This window comes from Mariniflexile gromovii (assembly GCF_017814435.1).
GTDB classification, from domain to species: domain Bacteria; phylum Bacteroidota; class Bacteroidia; order Flavobacteriales; family Flavobacteriaceae; genus Mariniflexile; species Mariniflexile gromovii.
Genome location: NZ_JAGJCB010000012.1, coordinates 23,540 through 43,040 on the forward strand (window position 1 = coordinate 23,540; position 19,501 = coordinate 43,040).

Annotated in this window: 11 protein-coding genes; all 11 read right to left on the minus strand. The window is 35.7% G+C overall.

The window, feature by feature from the left end; translation table 11 throughout:
• Nucleotides 1-177 precede the first annotated feature (177 nt).
• The gene (locus J8H85_RS12445; RefSeq protein ID WP_209655536.1) at nt 178-2,277 is read right to left on the minus strand and encodes an energy transducer TonB; all 2,100 of its coding nucleotides are present in this window, start codon (nt 2,275-2,277) and stop codon (nt 178-180) included.
• A 118-nt stretch (nt 2,278-2,395) separates the two neighbouring features.
• The gene (locus J8H85_RS12450) at nt 2,396-3,181 is read right to left on the minus strand and encodes an energy transducer TonB (protein WP_209655537.1); all 786 of its coding nucleotides are present in this window, start codon (nt 3,179-3,181) and stop codon (nt 2,396-2,398) included.
• A gap of 206 nt (nt 3,182-3,387) precedes the next feature.
• Nucleotides 3,388-4,110 (minus strand): energy transducer TonB, encoded by a 723-nt coding sequence (locus tag J8H85_RS12455; RefSeq protein WP_209655538.1) that lies wholly within the window; start codon nt 4,108-4,110, stop codon nt 3,388-3,390.
• A gap of 62 nt (nt 4,111-4,172) precedes the next feature.
• On the minus strand, nt 4,173-4,547 hold the full coding sequence (locus J8H85_RS12460) for a VanZ family protein (RefSeq protein ID WP_317195003.1): 375 nt from the start codon (nt 4,545-4,547) through the stop codon (nt 4,173-4,175).
• Nucleotides 4,540-4,920: a glycine cleavage system protein GcvH gene (gcvH, locus tag J8H85_RS12465; RefSeq protein ID WP_209655539.1), complete on the minus strand. Its 381-nt coding sequence runs from the start codon at nt 4,918-4,920 to the stop codon at nt 4,540-4,542. Before gcvH ends, J8H85_RS12460 begins: the two co-directional genes overlap by 8 nt.
• A gap of 161 nt (nt 4,921-5,081) precedes the next feature.
• The gene (gene sov / locus J8H85_RS12470; protein WP_379937218.1) at nt 5,082-12,389 is read right to left on the minus strand and encodes a T9SS outer membrane translocon Sov/SprA; all 7,308 of its coding nucleotides are present in this window, start codon (nt 12,387-12,389) and stop codon (nt 5,082-5,084) included.
• Nucleotides 12,390-12,395: 6 nt separating this feature from the next.
• Nucleotides 12,396-12,977: a Holliday junction branch migration protein RuvA gene (ruvA, locus tag J8H85_RS12475; RefSeq protein ID WP_209655540.1), complete on the minus strand. Its 582-nt coding sequence runs from the start codon at nt 12,975-12,977 to the stop codon at nt 12,396-12,398.
• Between the two features lie 51 nt (nt 12,978-13,028).
• Nucleotides 13,029-15,329: an NADP-dependent malic enzyme gene (locus J8H85_RS12480; protein ID WP_209655541.1), complete on the minus strand. Its 2,301-nt coding sequence runs from the start codon at nt 15,327-15,329 to the stop codon at nt 13,029-13,031.
• 56 nt (nt 15,330-15,385) lie between these two features.
• Nucleotides 15,386-16,351 (minus strand): tRNA epoxyqueuosine(34) reductase QueG, encoded by a 966-nt coding sequence (gene queG, locus J8H85_RS12485; RefSeq protein WP_245243804.1) that lies wholly within the window; start codon nt 16,349-16,351, stop codon nt 15,386-15,388.
• A gap of 56 nt (nt 16,352-16,407) precedes the next feature.
• Nucleotides 16,408-17,433 carry a Holliday junction branch migration DNA helicase RuvB gene (gene ruvB / locus J8H85_RS12490; RefSeq protein ID WP_209655542.1) on the minus strand — a complete coding sequence of 342 codons (1,026 nt, stop codon included), beginning with the start codon at nt 17,431-17,433 and terminating at the stop codon, nt 16,408-16,410.
• A gap of 172 nt (nt 17,434-17,605) precedes the next feature.
• The gene (locus tag J8H85_RS12495) at nt 17,606-19,495 is read right to left on the minus strand and encodes an OmpA family protein (protein WP_209655543.1); all 1,890 of its coding nucleotides are present in this window, start codon (nt 19,493-19,495) and stop codon (nt 17,606-17,608) included.
• Nucleotides 19,496-19,501 lie beyond the last annotated feature (6 nt).

The window sequence follows — 19,501 nt, forward strand, 5'->3', positions numbered from 1 at the left end:
TCTTTACCTCTTTACTCAACTACCGCTAAGCCGCTATCTAGTAGTGACAACAATAACCAAAAAAACTCATTGTTGTTGTGATATTTTATACTTATACTCAAATTTATTTAAAAAGAATTTTAACTTTCACCAACTACTAAAACCAATAAGCAGAGTTTAGTGTTCTTAGGAATGGGGTTAAAAATCGAAATACCAATTAAACAAATCGGTTCTAATACCAAAGTTAAACCACACGGTATTGTTTTTAAATGTGGTGGTGTTTTCGGCTTCTGGGTTAAAGTTTCTAACGGTTATATCGGTAAAAATCTTCAAATTAGTTGCGGGGTTTATTAAATACCCTGCTTGTATATTACCGTTAAATATGTTGGTTTTTATGCCTTGGCCTATTTCAACACCGGTATCAAATGGTCTGTCAAAATAATCTCGGTAAATATCGCCACCGTAACTAAAATTATCCGTTTCGCTATTAATATCAAAACCTTTAACCCCAAAAATTAATTTGGCATTTGCAAACCAACGCTTGTAATGGTACCTCCCTATTAAAATAACCTCGCTAAAATTTGAGTTCCATAAATGCGCCATAGACTGGTTGTTGTGCGCATAGTTTAACACAATGGTATTATGCGAATAGGTGTAAGGGCGCACTCGGTTATATTCAAACTGAAGCAATAAATTATCAACTTTAAAGGCATTGAAATATTTAACCCCTAATTGGTAGCCAAATTTATTCTTATAGCTTTTCTCGCCTGCTTTGATATCGCTAAGTGAAAATTCATCTAAAATAAACTGGCTGTAAATATTCACATTATCGTTCCATTTGTATTTTGCTGATGCTCCCATAATGGCGTTACCTGCACCTTGGCCCGTTTCAAACTCAATAGCCCTGTAAAATATGATGGGGTTTAAATAATTGACATCAAAACCTCGGTCGTTGCTATTCGTCCACAACACCGATTCGAACAAACCAATATTTAATTTCTTGGACACATTATAGCTTAAATAATGGCTTGCCATGTACTTGGTTAAAAAGGCTTTGTCTTGCACCACTTCATCCCTCACGTCTTTTAACCACATCCATGTATTGGTGTATTTAATTTTCCAAAACGAGGTATTCAATTTTAAAAATGGGTGCGGACTCGCCACATCACTCAATAACAGCGAACGGTACCCATCGCCAATAAAGTTTTTTCCATGCCCAAATTGAACGTTCATAAACTTAGCTGGCGCGTATGATAAATAGGCTTCTGCCACCGGGTAATCATACGAATTGGTTTTAAAACGCTTTGCAATTCCACGCCCTGGAATGATGGCTGGATCGGGACCAAAAGCTTTTAAGCTTTCGGCATAGTTGTTTACATATTGTGCAAAACGCCCTTGACTTTCAAAAACCGAGGTATAAAAACTTAATTTATCTCCCAAGCCACCTTGTATTAAAACCCCACGGGTGTTGTTGTAGGTTGAATTGAAATCGGCATCGGCATCGGTTCCTGTTTGTAAATCTAAAATAGGGTCGATTGTAAACCAATACCCATTTCCTTGCAATTGCACCAAATGTTCGTTCCAAAGTTTTCTTCCTACCCAAGTATCTGTTTCTTTTAGCAACTTGTCTTTTTCAGCTTTAAAATCGTAATATTTTGATACATCTTCATAAACAAATGGTTTGGATGCCGTATGGCTATTGGTTCCAACCATGTTCATCTGCCTATCAAACTTGGCATAATCGCTATGTGTAAACGGAATATTAAGTTGACTGGAATAGGCTTTATCTTCAAACGCTTTTAAGGTATTGTTGATGCTATCAAATTCCGATTTTGCTTGTTGCTCTCGTTTAGATATTTCGTTTTCCTTAGCTATATCTTGGGTTACTGCCGTTTGGTTTACTAACGGTATCCTGACAGGAATGGTGTATTGTTTATAGGTGTTTCTGCCATTGTAAGTAGCTGGGGTAACTTTTGGAAACATGGAGAACACCCGTTTTACCTCGGTTTTTAATTCGCTGTACATGGCTTCTACATACAATACTTTAAATTGCCCTGTGGTATCAACTTCAAAAAGCACCACCACTTCGCCTTTATAGTTTTCTTTTAAAACTTTTTCAGGGACTTTAAAATTGTTATAAATATTGTTGTAAACATTGGTATCAAAACATGTTTGCAACTTATCAATGGTTAAGCTGTCGCAATTTGGAAATACAGGAGGTTTTTCATTGTAAGCTTTATTTTGGGAACCCATTATAAAGCTTGTAAAAAGTAGGAATAGAACAACGAATTGCTTCATGGTTTTATATTAGCATTGATTTAGGGTTGAAAGATACTATATTTTTAATAATAGCTAATTAAAAAAGCCGATATCGATGTATCGATAACGGCTTTAAGCTTATTAAATTGTAATGTTTTTAATCTTGTACTTGAAATATAATGGGTAACGAGTAAAGAACATCTACATGCTTATCCCGTTGTTTACCTGGTGTCATTTCTGGAATGATATTGATAACACGCTCTGCTTCTTTTTCTAATTTGGGGTGAGGACCTCTAACTTGAATTTCTTTAACATGCCCCGTTTTATCAATTTTAAATTGTGTTCTTATAACCTGTTTGCCGGACAAACCTAATTCACTACCCAAGCCCGAATTGAACTTCTTTTGGATGAGCTGCGTAATCTTATCCGACATGCATTTACGTTTATCGTCATTTGTTTTCTTGTTTTCGCAACCGGGATAAATGGGCACATTCTCTATACGCTCAAATGAAACAGGTGCTTCATCATCGGGCTTATCCACTAAATTGAAGTTTCCTTGTTTAACAGGTGTTGAAGTTGGTGTGGTTGGTTTTTCTGGCTCATCAATAAACACATCGGGGGTTTCATTAGGAACTTCTTCATAGTCACTTGTAGGGTCGGTTGTTTTTTGTTTCACTGGTTCGTCAACAACTTCTACTTCAGGTTTAAAAACTGGCATTTCAGCTACATAAGTAACATCGGGTGGTAGCGTATCGGCGACCTTTGGAATGCTGGTTTCAAATTTCATCTCTAACAAGCCATAGGCGGCCAGTAAGCAAACAATTAAGCCTAATTGAAAGTAAAGGCTTGAGTTTTTTCGTAAATTTGCATCATGCTTTTGCGACTTTTTCACGATTTCTCCATTTTGGCGAATGGGCTCGTGAGTTTTCTTTGGATTACTCATAATAAATAAAGTTTAAATGTTAATATTATGATAAAGTCTCAATAAGTATACCAAAAAAGAAATCCCGTTACAAATTTTGTAACGGGATTTTATATGCCTTAACCGAAACTATTATTTTACAGTTTCGGCTTCTACAAAGGAGCGGTAAAATAAAAAAACTCAAAGTTGCCTTTGAGTTTTTTTTAATATATTAAGAAAGATTATTCTTAGTCTTGTACTTGAAAAACAATTGGTAATGAATAAGGTACAGTTACTGCTTTACCACGTTGTTTACCTGGTTGCATTTTAGGAAGCATTCCAATAACACGCGCTGCTTCTTTTTCTAAACCAGGGTGTGGTGCTCTGGCACGGATACCAACAACTTCTCCTGTTTTATCTATTTTAAAAATAACGTTAATACGTTGTCTTCCTGATAAACCTAATTCACTAGCCAACTCGGTATTGAATTTTTTATTTACAAAATCAGATATTTTTTTAGCCATACAATCTCTTTTTGCATTGTTATCGCCGCCTTCACAACCTGGGAATACCGGTACATTTTCAATAACAGCAAAAGGAACCTCTACATCTTCTTCGATTGTTGGAGCTACTTTTACAGCTTCTACTTTTACAACTTTTTGTTCTTGATTAGATTCTGTAGATTCTATAACAGTTTCAACTACCTCTACCTCATCCTCAACAATCTCAATAACTTCAGGAGCTGCTGGCGGTGGCGGTGGCGGTGGTGGTGTTTGTAATTGTTGAGTTAATGGAATTTCTTCAACTAATTCTTCTTCCATACTTACCATGCCTATATCGATATTCGACTTATCGTATGTTTTGAAATTGATAGCGAAATTTGTTAAAAATAACATTAACGCTAAACCAATTGCGAAATAAAGTGAACTGTTACGTCCAACATTTGCTTTAGGATTTTTTTTAGGTTCCATAATTTAATTGTTTTTCAAGATTGGTAAAATAACTATTTATTTATCAAATAAGCAAGTGTTTGTTATTTTTTAATAGTAATCAAATTTTTGATGAATAGAATTACTACCGCAAGAAACACGCCTATGGTGTTTGCCATCACATCATAAATATCGGCTGATCGTGATGCCGTTACTGTTCCTTGTAATACCTCAATAATTATACCAAACACTATTGAAAAAGATGCAGCATACATTAATGCTTTTTTATTTTCAAACTTAACTGTATAAAATAAAGTGTAATACCATAATAACGTCAACATAGTATATGCCAATAAGTGAAATATTTTATCACCAAAAGACACACCCACATCTGGAAGATTATTTAATTTAATTAAGCAAACGGCAGCCAAAGCTACTGTATAAAGTATGCTTATTAAAAGAACTATTTTTTTAAGCACCTATGAGTGTTTTATAGGCATCTGCAGACATAAGGTTTTCTACCTGCGACAAGTCTGAGCATTTCAATTTTATCATCCAACCAGCACCATAAGGGTCTGTGTTTACTTTTTCTGGCTCGTCTTCCAAAGCCGTATTAAACTCAATAATTTCACCTGTTAATGGCAAAAATAAATCGGATACTGTTTTTACTGCTTCAACAGAGCCAAAAATTTCTTCCGCTTCTAATGTTTCATCAACCGTTTCAACTTCAACATATACGATATCGCCCAATTCACTTTGTGCAAAATCTGTAATGCCTATGGTTGCTATATCGCCTTCAATACTTACCCACTCGTGGTCTTTTGTATATTTTAATTCTGATGGAATGTTCATTTTATTATTTTAAGTTAGTACGTGGCAAATGTATTTATTCAAATTCTAAATTCAAACAGATTATAAAACAAAAACGGTTTTTTTATTTTATAGTTTCCCGCTTTCGCGAGAATGACAATTTCATAGGAAACCTCGATAAAAATCGAGGAAAGTTTTATTAATTAATTCCCGAAATTATATCTGATGGTAAAACCAGAACGAATGGTTGTTTGCGGAAATGCTGTTGAAATTGCATATTCCGAGAATGTATAATCGAAATAAAAGATACCTGTTAGGTTTTTACTAAACGCATAATCGGCAGTATATTTTAAGCCCCAAATGGTTTGACCCGATGTTACTTGGTTGTTTTCCAAATCTAAATATCTAATGATGGTTTTATTGTCCCTAACAGATATATCGGCTTTCATATTCAAATCGCTTACTATACGTTTGCTTGGTCCTGCTAAATTGGAATTGATACGCAAATCTTTAATTCTGTAACCTAAGCCCAATACATATTCCATTCCTTGCACTTCGGTCATTAAATTATTATCGAAACTAAGTGACAACAAACGGTCTTTTTTAATTTCCGTTAATATTTTAACCGAATTGTTCATTTCAAAATCGATTCGAACTAACGGACTGAACATTTCGGTTAAGTTGATGTTGCTATACAAACTTTGGTTTTTATAATTTCCTGATTGATTTAAAACTTCTGATGGTTGATCATCATACGCTTCATTAAAATCTGGTTCTATATAATCTAAATTAGTTTGAAACTGATTAATGGTATATGTTGAACGGTACCCATGAGTTAATGAGAAACGTTTGAAATTCTTTTTAAACCAAGCAAACTTCATAAAGCCTGTGTATTTTAAATCCCAGTTGGGGATGGGCACATTTCTAAACGCAGAGGTTTTTACTTTGCTTGCATCTTGCCCTGAATAAGCGGCTAAAAACGCTGGTAATAATACTGCTTGACTGTTTTTGCCAAAACCTTTAGGGTAACCATCATCATCAACATCATTCAAATCTACACCCTTTTCTTGCGCCAATCGCTGTGCAATTATAAGTCTATTAGCCCTAAAATCATTAAAAGCACCCGAAGTTGATTCATCACTATTACTAAAAGCTGTTTTAATTAAAATAGTTGAAATATTGAAATTACCAAATGTATTTGGAGTTAATGAATTATAAACCCCATTGGTAACATTATAATTCTCGCTATAGTTTTCGTAATAGGTTCTATTCCCAACCAAATCAATTTTCAAATCTTTTACAGGTTCTAAACTGGCAGAAACATCCATCTGTTTTGTGTTGGTAGTGGTATACTGCTCATTAAAATCTGGAAACACTGTTAACCAACCACGACGCGCTGCTAAATCCCTAATATCGCTTTGGCTACCAAATGTAAAACCTGTTGTGGGTTTTAAGGTACCTATAAAACCTGGCGTTTGTAAATATCCTGGTAAATAAATTCCGTTGTTTTCAGAGTAGTTAAATTGGATTCTTTTGATACTTGTTAAAATATCAATTCCAGCATTTAGCAACTTAGTAGTAGATTGACTTGAAACTTGTGACTGATTTGTTTTATTCTGATTTGCACCTGGAACACTTCCTGGAGGCGTTGTTCTTGGTCTGGCTCTAGAAATTGGTTTCTTTACCAACCCAATATATCGATACAACCTGTTCATATCCATGGTAGTGTTGATATTGTGTGTATTGGCATTTTGAATGGTATTTCCTAAATCGTAGATGTTGCCATCTAACTCTAACTCCCCATATAAATCGGAACCCTTTTGCCATTGAAAATTACCACTATATTGGTAGGTAGCATTTAAAAAACTAAAGGTTGGTATTTTATTAATTGGGATTTGATAGGTAACGCCCAAATTTTGAGATTGCCTATTTGGATCACCAAAATCGAAAAAGCCATCCCAAACATTTAAGGTTTCATCTTGCTCGCCATTAATAATATTATCTTTAAAATAATTACGAACGATATTATTGTTTGCTGCCGTGAAATTGAAACTTAACGATTCGGTTAAATTATAATTGATGGTATATTGAAAATCAAACGTGTAATTTCTTCTAATTAATTCTTCAATACCAATATTACCGTCACCAAGTTCTACTTCCCTATATTTCTGCTTGTTAAATTGCCTATTGAAATCTGAGTTTAAAGTGAAACTTGAAGGCAATAAATTAACATTAAAATCTTTTAAAATTTTCCAGTATTTACCTGTAAACAACGAATCGTTCTTTTTAAAAGGTTCAATTTTTATAGGGTTGAAGTTGAATGCATAATTGGCACCCGCTCGAACTGTTTGGTTTAACGAGTTTTCAATTTCAAAATCTCTATGTTCTACTTTGTTGTATGAATAGTTAACCGTTAAATTCTCAACATCGTAAAATCGTGGTTTAGCATCGGTAGTTCTGTTTTTTCTAACACCGATGAAATTGATGCTTTGGCGTTTTGTATAATCTTCCGATTGTTCTTTAATTCTATTTCTATCCGCCGTTGTTTCTGCAGCATCCAATCTGGACTGCAAGGTTAAATCTTCATAATAGGCATCATATTTAGGAGTAATCAACTCTTCACTTTGCCCATAATTAAACGGCACTTGAACACCCCATTTTTTTGGCAATAATTGCCCCACATTAATATTTGTTACTACATCATATTGCTTAACATCCTCCAAACTACGTTGGCTAGGGCCTTGTTCGAGCGTACCAAAACCCGACGTACTTTGTCTTCCTGTGGCACTGATATTCATAAAATCGGCAATGTTGGTATCTAAACTTACTACGGCTGCCCAACCACCTTCGTTATCCATATCGGATAGACGCAATTCATTGAACCAAACTTCGGCACAAACAGGTGATGCCGGTGGAGGTGCATCATTTGCATTATTTGGAATCCCATTTTTAACACCTACCATTAAAGTCCTAATATCTCCAAAATTAGGGTTTCCTTTTATGGTAACACGATGTTGCCCTGGGATATGTTCAGAAAATTCATCAACAACGGCATTGTCCAAGACCCCATCCACCACATTGTAAAACTTTTGCTTTTCGGAAGGTAATGTTGGATTTGCTATTTCCAAAGCTTTGATTTGTCCTAGAATTTCTATGGGTAAATCAATTTCGTTTTCTTCTGGCCAAAGTCCATCTCTTGTTCTTGATTCTGATATTTTTAAAGGAAGCTCAATTTGATAATAGTTTTCGGTAAGGTCGTTACCCATACGTATAAAACCAACCACTGTATTGCTAGATGGTATTCCCGCTCCATCTGCTTCAAGATGCATAAACATACGCATACGTTTATACTGGCGCATATCTAAATCGATGTTTTTATAAACACCTCTGGAGTCTTGTGATTCTAAATTACACACATTTACAAGTAACGATTGTTCGTTTTGTTGAACAACCGTGTTGTTGTTGTATAACTCTTCAGGATCAATACCTGGAGGTCTTTCATAACTACCATCATTTTCAAGTGTACCAATAACACCCACAGAAAACTCGGTATTATCATCGGAAGGATCATCTTTATCAACTTCTAAAGTTTGTGTATAACGTCTCCATTCGCTTCTTACTAAATCTAAAGTTCCAAAACGAAATACGGTAGGCTGCGTAAATTCTTTAAGAAATAAACGGGCAAAACGCACCGACCTCAAATCATTTATACCCCCAACAGGTTTTCTTAAACTACCTTCTACAGGAATTCTAAATAAATACCATCTTACATTGGGCGTATCGCCATTAGGCAATGTTCTTGTTTGAGATTTAAAATCAACTATGTATTCTTTAAGAGGATTATTAGAAGCAGATAAATTATCAAACTCGGTGCTAGTTAATGGTAAATTCTGTCTTGTTAATGGCAACTCATACTCATAATAACTATCAATGGTATTCATGGTATTGTCACGATTCACATCCTCTACATCGGGTTGGGTGTTAGCCCCTCTATTGGTATCTGTAAACGTATCTGGTGTATTGCCTTCAACACCATTGTATTTTTTATATCGGTCGAAAATATTTCCTTCGGCATTTAAAAAATAGGCATAATTATCTTTTGCAGGATCTGGCAATGTATTAAAGCCACCGGGCATTGAGGCCGTGAACTCTTTTTCTTCTGCGTCGTTATAACCATCGTATCCAACATCTTGATTGGTACGTTCTTGCCCTGTGGTATCAAACGCATATACCAAAGATTGGTTTTGAGGTACAACGGTTCCCCAGGCTGTAGGAGTTAATAAGGCTTTATTTCCATCTTTTGGCAATCCGTTTTCATAAAGTTTTCTACCATCTTTAATGATGTCTTCTGAAATATTACCTAAGTTGAATACCAATTTACCTCCTGGGTTTGATGGATTTTCTTGAAACGGATCTTGCAACCAAAACTCAATGTACTCCACGTTTTGTTGTTCAAAATCGGTTGAAGTTAATTGTCGTGTGATACCCGCCCATGAATCTATTGGATTATTAATAACATCGTTAGCTGCGGCAGTATCAAAATTGTATGGTCCCCTTTCTGTTGGATAGTAAGCCAAATCTAAAGTGTTTAGTACGGTATTTTGTCCTTGTACTAAATCTCTATCGGGGAATAGTTCTTTTATAAAAACACGGCTGGTATATAAACTAGACATGTCATTATCTGAAATGCCGTTTGGCCTTTGACTTGTATAAAATATAGGATCGATGGTATACCAGTTTAACATGGCTCTACCAAAACCATTTTGGATACCGTTTTCATCTTCAGTAGGAAAGCCTGGATATGTTTTTCCTAATTCAATCGGTCTACTTGATAAAAACCAAGATTGTTGCGATTTTAAATCGATGGAGTTTTGCGTGCCTTCAAAATCATCAACATACGATGTTGCTTCTCCATTTAAGTTGGTGCCTTTTGGCGAACCCGGTGCTAAATATGCAAACTCGCCACGTAGGGATAAGTTCGATTCTACATCGGTATCAATATTTGGTAATTTATTGGCTAACCGTGTTAAAAACGGCACTTTGGTAGAGTAATTTCCATTAAAACCAAATATGGTATTATTAATAGGCTCTGTACCATAATTTGCTTTTTGAGTAATTGGTCGCTCGTTTAAATTTAAAAGTGTTGCCCCCAATACAAAATTTTCGTTGAACTTATGTTCTACATTTACCCCTGTAAAACGTCTGGTTTGCTGCCCAAATACGGCGTTGTTTTCGGTTGATATTTCTATTGGTGTATTGGATGCTTTTAGTGCTTCATCTAGAATTTGAACACGACCTAACTGATAATTCACGGTGTAATCAATCCCTTCAACCAAAACACGTCCACCTGCAGTTACCGTTACCGAACCTTGGGGTACATTAAACGCCCCAATAGAAATGCCATCGCTTCCGCTAGATTTATAACGCCCTTTAAGTTTGAATTTGTTTTTTTCAACGGCTTCCAAAGCTGCTGTTTTAGTGCTTTTATATAGTACATCGTACACATACTTTGCTTGATTTTCATTGTATGTTATACCATTATTATAATCTTCACTTCCTCCCAATGCTAATTTGTTAAAAAGGTATTCTCCAAAAGGTTCGGCACTTGGGAAAATTATTTTTCCGCTTTGCGATATCACCGTGATGCCTTCAACATAATCAAAAAAACCATCACCTTTTGTTTGTGGATCGTTGTTGAAGTTTAATTTATCTAAACTAAATACACGTAGTAATGGCGTTTCTTCCAAAGGATCTTGATTAGGTCCTGGTGTTGGAAATGCAGTAGAACCTACTGGCTTTATATAATTTAAAGGCGACGCTTCATTGTAAAAAATATTCAACTTAAAATCTTCTGAACTTAAATTGTAAGCACCTGTATCGTAGATGTTTTTCATCATCAAATCCCAAATAGGTTGGTTTACATTGGTGATGCTGCTTTTAAGCATTTTTACTACCAAGTTGCTATTTACAACATCCGTTACCTGCCCTGATGTATTGGTGGTTACATTGGTAGCATCAACACCATCATTGGCAAACTCACCTACCTGGTAAACTTTCCCTCCTAAAGTATATTGAAATGCTACGGCTAAAACTTCATCATTGTTTAAACGCTGGTTTAATGAAATATACCCCAATTGCGTGTTTAAAGTATATTCTTGACCATTAATTAATTTTCTGGCGTTTTCTAATTTATTATAATCAGATCCTTCTCTAACCACAGAAGATAAGGAACCAAAACCTTGTTGTGCCGTTGCAACATCTCTTATCTGATTTGTTAAAACAGACCCAGATCCAATGGAAGTTGGATCGAAATCATTATTCTTATTATCAGGTAAAGCGTTAGCAGTGTTAATAAACCCACTTGGAACGGGGTCTAATAATAAATTATCATTGTCTGGATTTGAAGGATCATAAAAAGACTCACCTAAATCTTGAAGCGCCACCACATTTCTAACATTATCGGTTTTATTGCTTCTGTTTGTAATCCAAACTTCAATTCTGGTTATTTGTAAGCCTTTGTTATTTATGTATGGGTAGCTTTGTAAAGCTGTATCATAAGTATCCCTAAAATACTGTGCTAGGAAAAAGTGTCTGTTTTCATCATATTCTCTAATAAACAACTCAAATTCTTCCAAAGTACCGCCGCCTTGCGCCACTACGGTATTGGCTTGTGATTTTTGTTCAGAAAACACACCTGTAACTGTGGTTTTTCCAAACTGCAACTGCGCTTTTACACCAAATAAACTTTGTGCCCCTGTAATAAGCGAGCTGTTTAAAGGCATGCTTACGTTACCAACTTCTATTTTTTGAATAATGTCATCTTCGGTTGGGGTATATTCTAATTTAATGAGGTTTTGAAAATCGAATGTAGATTGTGTATCGTAATTGGCCGTTACTTGAAGACGGGTTCCTACTTTACCCAATAAACTCAAACTGATACGTTGATCGAAATCGAATGTGAAATTACTTCGGTTTCGTGGTGAAAATGTTGGATTATCTTGTTTTGAAAAAAGAACCCCTAAATCCATTTCTACCGAACCTTGCGGCACCACTTCAATGGTATTGCTTCCAAAAATAGATTCAAAAAAATCTGATTTCACATAAAACTCTGGCAATAGATTTTTTTGAGCATCGTCAGAGCCTTCCTTTTTTCCATCAAAAGCACTTATTTTTTCTTTATAATATTCTTTAACACTTTCTCTAGCTACTAAAGCATAATACTCTTTTGGTGTTAAAATAACCGGATAGTTGATGTTAAAACTGCCTATTTTTTCGGTATAAATATAACGATCGGTTATAGGGTCATAAGTGTATTTTGATTCAATACTGTTAGGATTTGGTGTTTTAATGCTTCCTAAATTAAACCCCGTTTTAACCGAATCTTGAGCAGTAGGTTGCTGAGACCAGGCTGCAAGAGAAAACAAAAATACAAGAACTAAAAATGTGCTTCGACTGCGCTTAGCATGACATTTTTTAATGGATTTATAAAAATTAAGGTTGGCTATATTCAAAATCTATTATAAATTTTTTAAAGCTTGTTTAATAATGGTTTCCACATTGGCATCTGGTTGCGCCGAAACAATTTTTTCCACAACACGCTCTGCTTGTTTTCTAACAAAACCAAGCACTTCTAAAGCAGATAACGCTTCATCTTTATTGGTATTGCCTTTGGAAACAGAAACTTCATCAATATCATAAATCTTTAAGACTTTATCTTTCAAATCTATAATAACGCGTTGCGCCGTTTTTGCACCAATGCCTTTTATACCTTGTATTAAAGCAACATCGCTACTTGCAATGCCTTCTATAACTTGTTTTGGGGTTAATGAAGACAACATAGTACGCGCAATACTTGCACCAATACCACTAACTGATATTAATAATCTGAAAATTTCGCGTTCGGCCAAGGATGAAAAACCATAAAGTGTATGAGAATCTTCCTTTACTTGAAGGTGTGTGAATAGTTTTAAATGTTCACCATCGGGAATTTGTGAATAGGTATGCAATGAAATATTTAAAACATAACCGACACCGTTACAATCTATAACAACATCGGTCGGGTTTTTCTCTACAAGTTTTCCTTGAATATGTGTAATCATTTATAGCAATTCGTTAATCGACCAAATGTAATAAATTTATTCTCAACAGAATTACTTAGCGTTTTGCTTTTCCAATTCCAACTTTTCCTTTTGCTGTGCATCAATCACAGCAATAGCAGTCATATTTACAATCTCATCTACATTGGCACCTAATTGAAGAATGTGTACAGGTTTGCGCATGCCCATCATGATGGGTCCAATAGATACTGCTTCGTTTAATTCTTTCAATAATTTATAGGTGATGTTTGCCGAATCTAAATTTGGAAAAATTAACGTATTCACTTTTTTACCAACTAATTTTGAAAACGGGAATTTTTCTTGAAGCATTTCAGCATTTAGAGCAAAATCGGTTTGTAATTCACCATCTACAACCATATTAGGATAATATCGGTGTAAGTGTGCTACGGCATCACGAACTTTTGAAGCATTTTCGTTTGAAGAAGACCCAAAGTTTGAATATGAAATCATAGCCATTACCGGATCCATACCGAACATTTTAACCACTTGCGAGGTCATTTGTGCGATTTTGGTAAGCTCTCTAGCTGAAGGATTGATGTTTATAGAGGTGTCACTTAAAAACATAGGTCCACGCTTCGTCATCATAACATTAGTTGTGGCAATACGCGACGTCCCTTTTGCCATACCAATAAGCTCTAACATTGGTTTTACAACCGAGGGATAATTTCTGGAATATCCTGAAATTAGGGCATCTGCATCACCTTCATTCACCATCATTGCAGCGAAATAGTTACGCTCACGCATTAAACGTTGTGCTGAGTAATAGGTAACTCCACGACGTTTACGTTGTTCCCAATATACTTTGGCGTATTTGTTTTTACGTTCGTCCTCTTCTTCGGTTTTAGGATCAATTATAAGAACATCTTCAGCATCAAATTCAACTTCCGCCATTAATGCTTTTATGGTTTCAGCTCTACCTAATAAAATAGGAATGGCAATACCTTCTTCATAAACTATTTGTGCAGCTTTTATAACCGCCAATTGGTCTGCTTCGGCAAAAACAACACGTTTTGGATCTGATTTTGCACGGTTAAACAACAATCTAATCAGTTTATTATCGTTCCCCAAGCGTTCTCTTAATTCATCTTTGTATTTTTCCCAATCAAGAATGGGTTCTTTGGCAACACCGCTTTCCATTGCTGCTTTTGCAACTGCAGGAGGTATTTCGGCAATTAAACGTGGGTCGAATGGTTTTGGTATGATGTATTCTTTACCAAATGTTAATCGGGTTTCACCGTATGCAATGTTAACTTGTTCTGGCACCGATTCTTTAGCTAATCTTGCCAAAGCATGTACAGCCGCCATTTTCATTTCCTCGTTAATTTTGGAAGCACGTACATCTAATGCACCACGGAATATAAATGGAAACCCTAATACATTGTTAACTTGATTAGGGTGGTCTGAACGACCTGTTGCCATGATGATATCCTTACGGGTTTTTATAGCTAAATCGTATTTAATTTCTGGGTGGGGGTTAGCCATGGCAAATACAATAGGGTTTTTTGCCATTGACAACAACATCTCTGGAGATACGATATTTGCCATAGATAGCCCAATAAACACATCGGCGTCTACCATAGCCTCATCAAGCGTATCTATTTTTCGGTGAGTGGCGTATTCGGCTTTTTCAGATGATAAATTTTCTCTATCATCCCTTATAACGCCTTTACTGTCCAGCATCACCATATTTTCACGTTTGGCACCACATGCTTGGTATAAACGGGAACAAGAAATGGCCGCTGCACCAGCGCCGCTTATTACAATTTTTACTTCATCTAATTTCTTTTTGGCAATTTCAACCGCATTAATTAATGCAGCTGCCGATATGATGGCTGTACCATGTTGGTCGTCATGCATTACGGGAATATCCAATTCCTCCTTCAAACGTCTTTCAATTTCAAACGCTTCAGGTGCTTTAATATCTTCTAAATTGATACCTCCAAAAGTAGGGGCTATATTTTTTACGGTTGCGATAAATTCATCAACATTTTCGGTATCAACCTCAATGTCAAATACATCAATATCTGCAAAAATTTTGAACAACAAGCCTTTACCTTCCATAACAGGTTTCCCTGCCAATGCACCAATATTCCCTAAACCTAAAACAGCCGTACCGTTTGATATTACGGCAACCAAATTACCTTTGGCCGTATATTTATAGGCGTTGTTTTTATCTTTTTCAATCTCCAAACACGGTTCGGCAACGCCTGGTGAATAGGCTAAAGATAAATCGCGTTGTGTTGAATATTTTTTGGTTGGGACTACTTTTATTTTACCAGGAGTTGGTTTTGCGTGGTATATAAGGGCCTCTCTTCGTTTACTTTCTTCGCTCATAGGACTAAATTAGTTAACTAAACGAACAAAGATAATAATCCTATTTTATGAAAACCTTAATCTTTAAAAAAATTGATATTTCTTTTCAATCCCGAGAATTTAGTTCGTTTTACTGCGGAATTCTTAAATACTTTTTTGAAGGTGTCTTCAGTAATCTCTTCCCAATCTTTTTTGGTCATGGACAATAATTCGGGATGCGGATTAAATAATGGCTCATTATGTGCTTTCGAAAATCGGTTCCATGGACAAACATCTTGACATACATCGCAACCAAACATCCAATCATCAAACTTACCTTTAAATTCGGTTGGGATGTTTTCTTTTAATTCGATGGTGAAATAGGAAATACATTTGCTACCATCAACCACATAAGGTTCAGTGATGGCTTGTGTTGGACATGCATCTATACAAGCGGTACAGGTGCCGCAATGATCGGTTGTTCTGGAGTCGTATTCCAATTCTAAATCGACAATTAATTCCGCAATAAAGTAAAACGAGCCCACTTGTTGGGTTAACAAATTGCTGTGTTTCCCTATCCAACCTAAACCAGATTTTGCTGCCCAGGCCTTATCTAGAACGGGCGCAGAATCTACAAAAGCACGTCCATGAACTTCGCCTACTTCATCTTGAATAAACTGTAAAAGCGATTTTAGTTTATCTTTAATAACAAAATGATAGTCGGTTCCGTAAGCGTATTTTGATATTTTAAAACTGTTTTCGTTTTGAGATTCTTTCGGAAAATAATTTAATAGTAATGAAATAACCGATTTTGAACCATCTACCAATTTTGTGGGATCTAAACGTTTATCAAAATGGTTTTCCATGTACTGCATTTGTCCATGCATGTTGTTGTTTAGCCATTTTTCCAATCGAGGTGCTTCTTCTTCTAAAAACTGAGCTTTACTGATGCCACAAGACAAAAAACCGAGGCGTTTGGCTTCGGTTTTTATGAGATAAGCCCTCTCTCTAGCTCTCTCCCCAAGGGAGAGAGAACTCAGACCGGTTTTACTCTTGCTATTCATGATAATGTTTCTTTTTGAACAATACTGGTAAAGCCTTGAAAGTCCCCTTTGGGGATTTAGGGGAACAACCCTCCCTGAATAGGCCCTTTAATTTTCCCTAAATGCCTATAAGCTAACTCAGTTACCTCACGACCACGAGGTGTTCGCATAATAAAACCTTGTTGGATTAAAAAGGGTTCATAAACCTCTTCAATAGTTTCGGCACTTTCGCTTACTGCAGTTGCCAAAGTTGTAATGCCGACGGGTCCACCTTTAAATTTATCGATAATGGTAGATAAAATTTTATTATCCATTTCATCTAAACCAAACGCATCTACATTTAATGCTTCCAATGCATATTTTGCGATTTTTATATCAATACTTCCGTTGCCTTTTATTTGGGCAAAATCGCGCACACGACGCAATAATGCATTTGCAATTCGTGGAGTTCCTCGACTTCTTCCTGCAATTTCAATGGCTGCTTCCATAGAGATTGCCACATTTAAAATGGAGGAACTACGTTGCACTATGGTGGTTAAAAGCTCTGTATTATAATATTGCAACCTACTTTGAATACCAAAACGGGCACGCATGGGTGCGGTTAATAATCCGGAACGCGTGGTTGCGCCAACAAGAGTAAATGGATTTAAATTGATTTGAACGGAACGCGCATTTGGCCCCGATTCAATCATGATATCAATCTTATAATCTTCCATGGCGGAATAGAGATATTCTTCTACTATGGGACTTAATCTATGGATTTCATCTATGAATAACACATCACGTTCTTCAAGATTGGTCAACAATCCTGCTAAATCACCTGGTTTATCCAACACAGGACCTGAGGTTATTTTGATACCTACATTTAATTCATTGGCAAGAATATGAGCCAAGGTAGTTTTACCAAGTCCTGGAGGTCCATGAAATAAAGTATGATCTAATGCTTCATCACGTAAATTAGCCGCTTGAACAAAAATTTGAAGGTTCTCCAACACTTGGTCTTGACCTGTAAAATCTTCAAAAGATAAGGGTCTTAACTTTTTTTCGACATCTAATTCTTCTGGAGAAAAGTTTTCGTTTGTTGGGTCTAGGTTTTCGTTCATAGCAACTTCCTGCGAAGGCAGGAACCTTATTTTATTATGTATAAATCTTAAAAGATAGTAGATTCCCACCTTTGCGGGAATGACAAAAAAACTATTCAAGCAAATATAAAGAAAAAGCCTTTCCAAACTAAGGAAAGGCTTTCTCAAATTATATGGTTGGTTAGAATTGGGGTTAATTTAAAATTGTAAATTCACAACGACGGTTGATATCGTATTCTTCTTCTTTACATATACCTTCTTTAACACATTCGTTAAGTGGTTGCATTTCACCATAACCAATACTTTTCAATCGGTTTCTATCAATGCCTTGGCTTACCAAATATTCTAAAGTTGAAGCGGCGCGACGTTTAGATAAATCTAAATTATATTGGTCGTTACCACGCGCATCGGTATGTGCCGACACTTCTATTTCCATAGATGGGTATTTTTTCATTAAATCTACCAACACATTCAAAATAGTTGCAGCATCATTACGAATGTTAGATTTATCGAAATCAAAATAGATTTTTTCTAATTCTACCTGTACTTCACCTTTTTCATTTTGTTTTACACGTTCTTCAGCATCAGCAAATGATTCTAAAGTTAAATAAATATTATGCTGAATTTTGCCTTTGCTATCGGTTGAAAACTCCACATCTTGTGGAATATACGCTTTACGTGTTCCTCTAACTTTATATTTTTTATTTGGTTCAATTTTGAATAAATAATCGGCTTTGGCACCAACAATGGAATCCTGAATCACATTTCCAGCATCGTCAAATAAACTTACTAAAGACCCTGGTAATATTTTTTTACTGTTTTTGTCTAGTACTATACCTTCAACCAAATATTTGGTTAAGATATTTTCTTCTCTTCCAAAACCATACAGTCTATCGAACCCGCTTCTGTTTGAAGACACAAATCCTTTATTGCTATTCTCTTTAATAACATAGGCAAAATCGTCTAAACTACTATTGATAGAGCTTCCTAAGTTTACAGGGGTATCGAAACTTCCGTTTACCAAGTTGCTTCTAAAAACATCCAATCCGCCATATCCTAAATGACCATCTGATGCGAAATACAATACACCTAAATCACTTATATATGGAAACTGTTCGCGGTGTTTGGTGTTCACTTTTGCACCTAAATTTTCTGGCTCTCCGTAGGTGCCATCATCGTTAACAGCTACTTTATAGATATCAAAACCACCAATGGTTCCGGGCATATCACTAGCAAAATAGAGTGTTTTTCCATCTTTACTAATGGAAGGATGTTCACAGCTGTACTTCATAGAATTGAATGGTAATTCTTTAACATTTGTCCAGTTTCCATTTACCAATTCAGCTTTAAAAATTTGCACATGGGCAATACGATCTTCTTCAGTTTTAGCACGTGAATTATTAGTTCTATTAAAATACATAGTGTTTCCATCTTTACTGAACACTGCATTGCTTTCGTGGGAATCCGTATTGATTTCATCTGAAAAAGGCATGACATTTTCTAGTTTTCCATCTGGTGTAAGGGTTCCTGAATACAAGTCTAAATATGGTAATTTGTTCCAAGAATAAGATGGGCTTTCGGAATTTCTGGTTGAAGCAAACACCACTTTATCATCGCCATAAAAAGACATACCAAAATCGCTATTAGTTCCAGTATCGCTTGTAATTTGCTCTAACTTAAATGTATGAGGCGTTGTTTTTTCAGTCAACTCCAAAAAAGCAGGGGTATTAATCCGTTGGTTGTAATATCTGCTTAAATGAACATCGGCTTCTTTATAATCTTTAACACCTTTTAAGGCTTGCGCGAACCTGAAATGGAATTCTATATCTATGGAATCTCCATAGCTAACAAACAACTCCCTATAGGTTTTAATAGCCTTTTGAAGTTTAGTGTTATAGTAATAACTGTCTGCTAAGTTTTGAAGCACTTCTTGGGTACGATCTTTAGTTTCGTAAATTTCTGCAGCTTCAACATAGGCTCTCATTTCAAAAAGCTTATTGGCGCGTTTTACGTTTCCTTTTTGTGCTAGTGACATTCCACTAACTAGTAAAAGGCTTGCAAGTATGTATATATGTTTTTTCATCTCTTT

What these genes read in the sequence shown, in the direction of transcription:
- J8H85_RS12445 (WP_209655536.1), bottom strand. Translation starts at nt 2,277, where the DNA reads ATGAAGCAATTCGTTGTTCTATTCCTACTTTTTACAAGCTTTATAATG.
- J8H85_RS12450 (WP_209655537.1), bottom strand. Translation starts at nt 3,181, where the DNA reads ATGAGTAATCCAAAGAAAACTCACGAGCCCATTCGCCAAAATGGAGAA.
- J8H85_RS12455 (WP_209655538.1), bottom strand. Translation starts at nt 4,110, where the DNA reads ATGGAACCTAAAAAAAATCCTAAAGCAAATGTTGGACGTAACAGTTCA.
- gcvH (WP_209655539.1), bottom strand. Translation starts at nt 4,920, where the DNA reads ATGAACATTCCATCAGAATTAAAATATACAAAAGACCACGAGTGGGTA.
- ruvA (WP_209655540.1), bottom strand. Translation starts at nt 12,977, where the DNA reads ATGATTACACATATTCAAGGAAAACTTGTAGAGAAAAACCCGACCGAT.
- J8H85_RS12480 (WP_209655541.1), bottom strand. Translation starts at nt 15,329, where the DNA reads ATGAGCGAAGAAAGTAAACGAAGAGAGGCCCTTATATACCACGCAAAA.
- queG (WP_245243804.1), bottom strand. Translation starts at nt 16,351, where the DNA reads ATGAATAGCAAGAGTAAAACCGGTCTGAGTTCTCTCTCCCTTGGGGAG.
- ruvB (WP_209655542.1), bottom strand. Translation starts at nt 17,433, where the DNA reads ATGAACGAAAACCTAGACCCAACAAACGAAAACTTTTCTCCAGAAGAA.
- J8H85_RS12495 (WP_209655543.1), bottom strand. Translation starts at nt 19,495, where the DNA reads ATGAAAAAACATATATACATACTTGCAAGCCTTTTACTAGTTAGTGGA.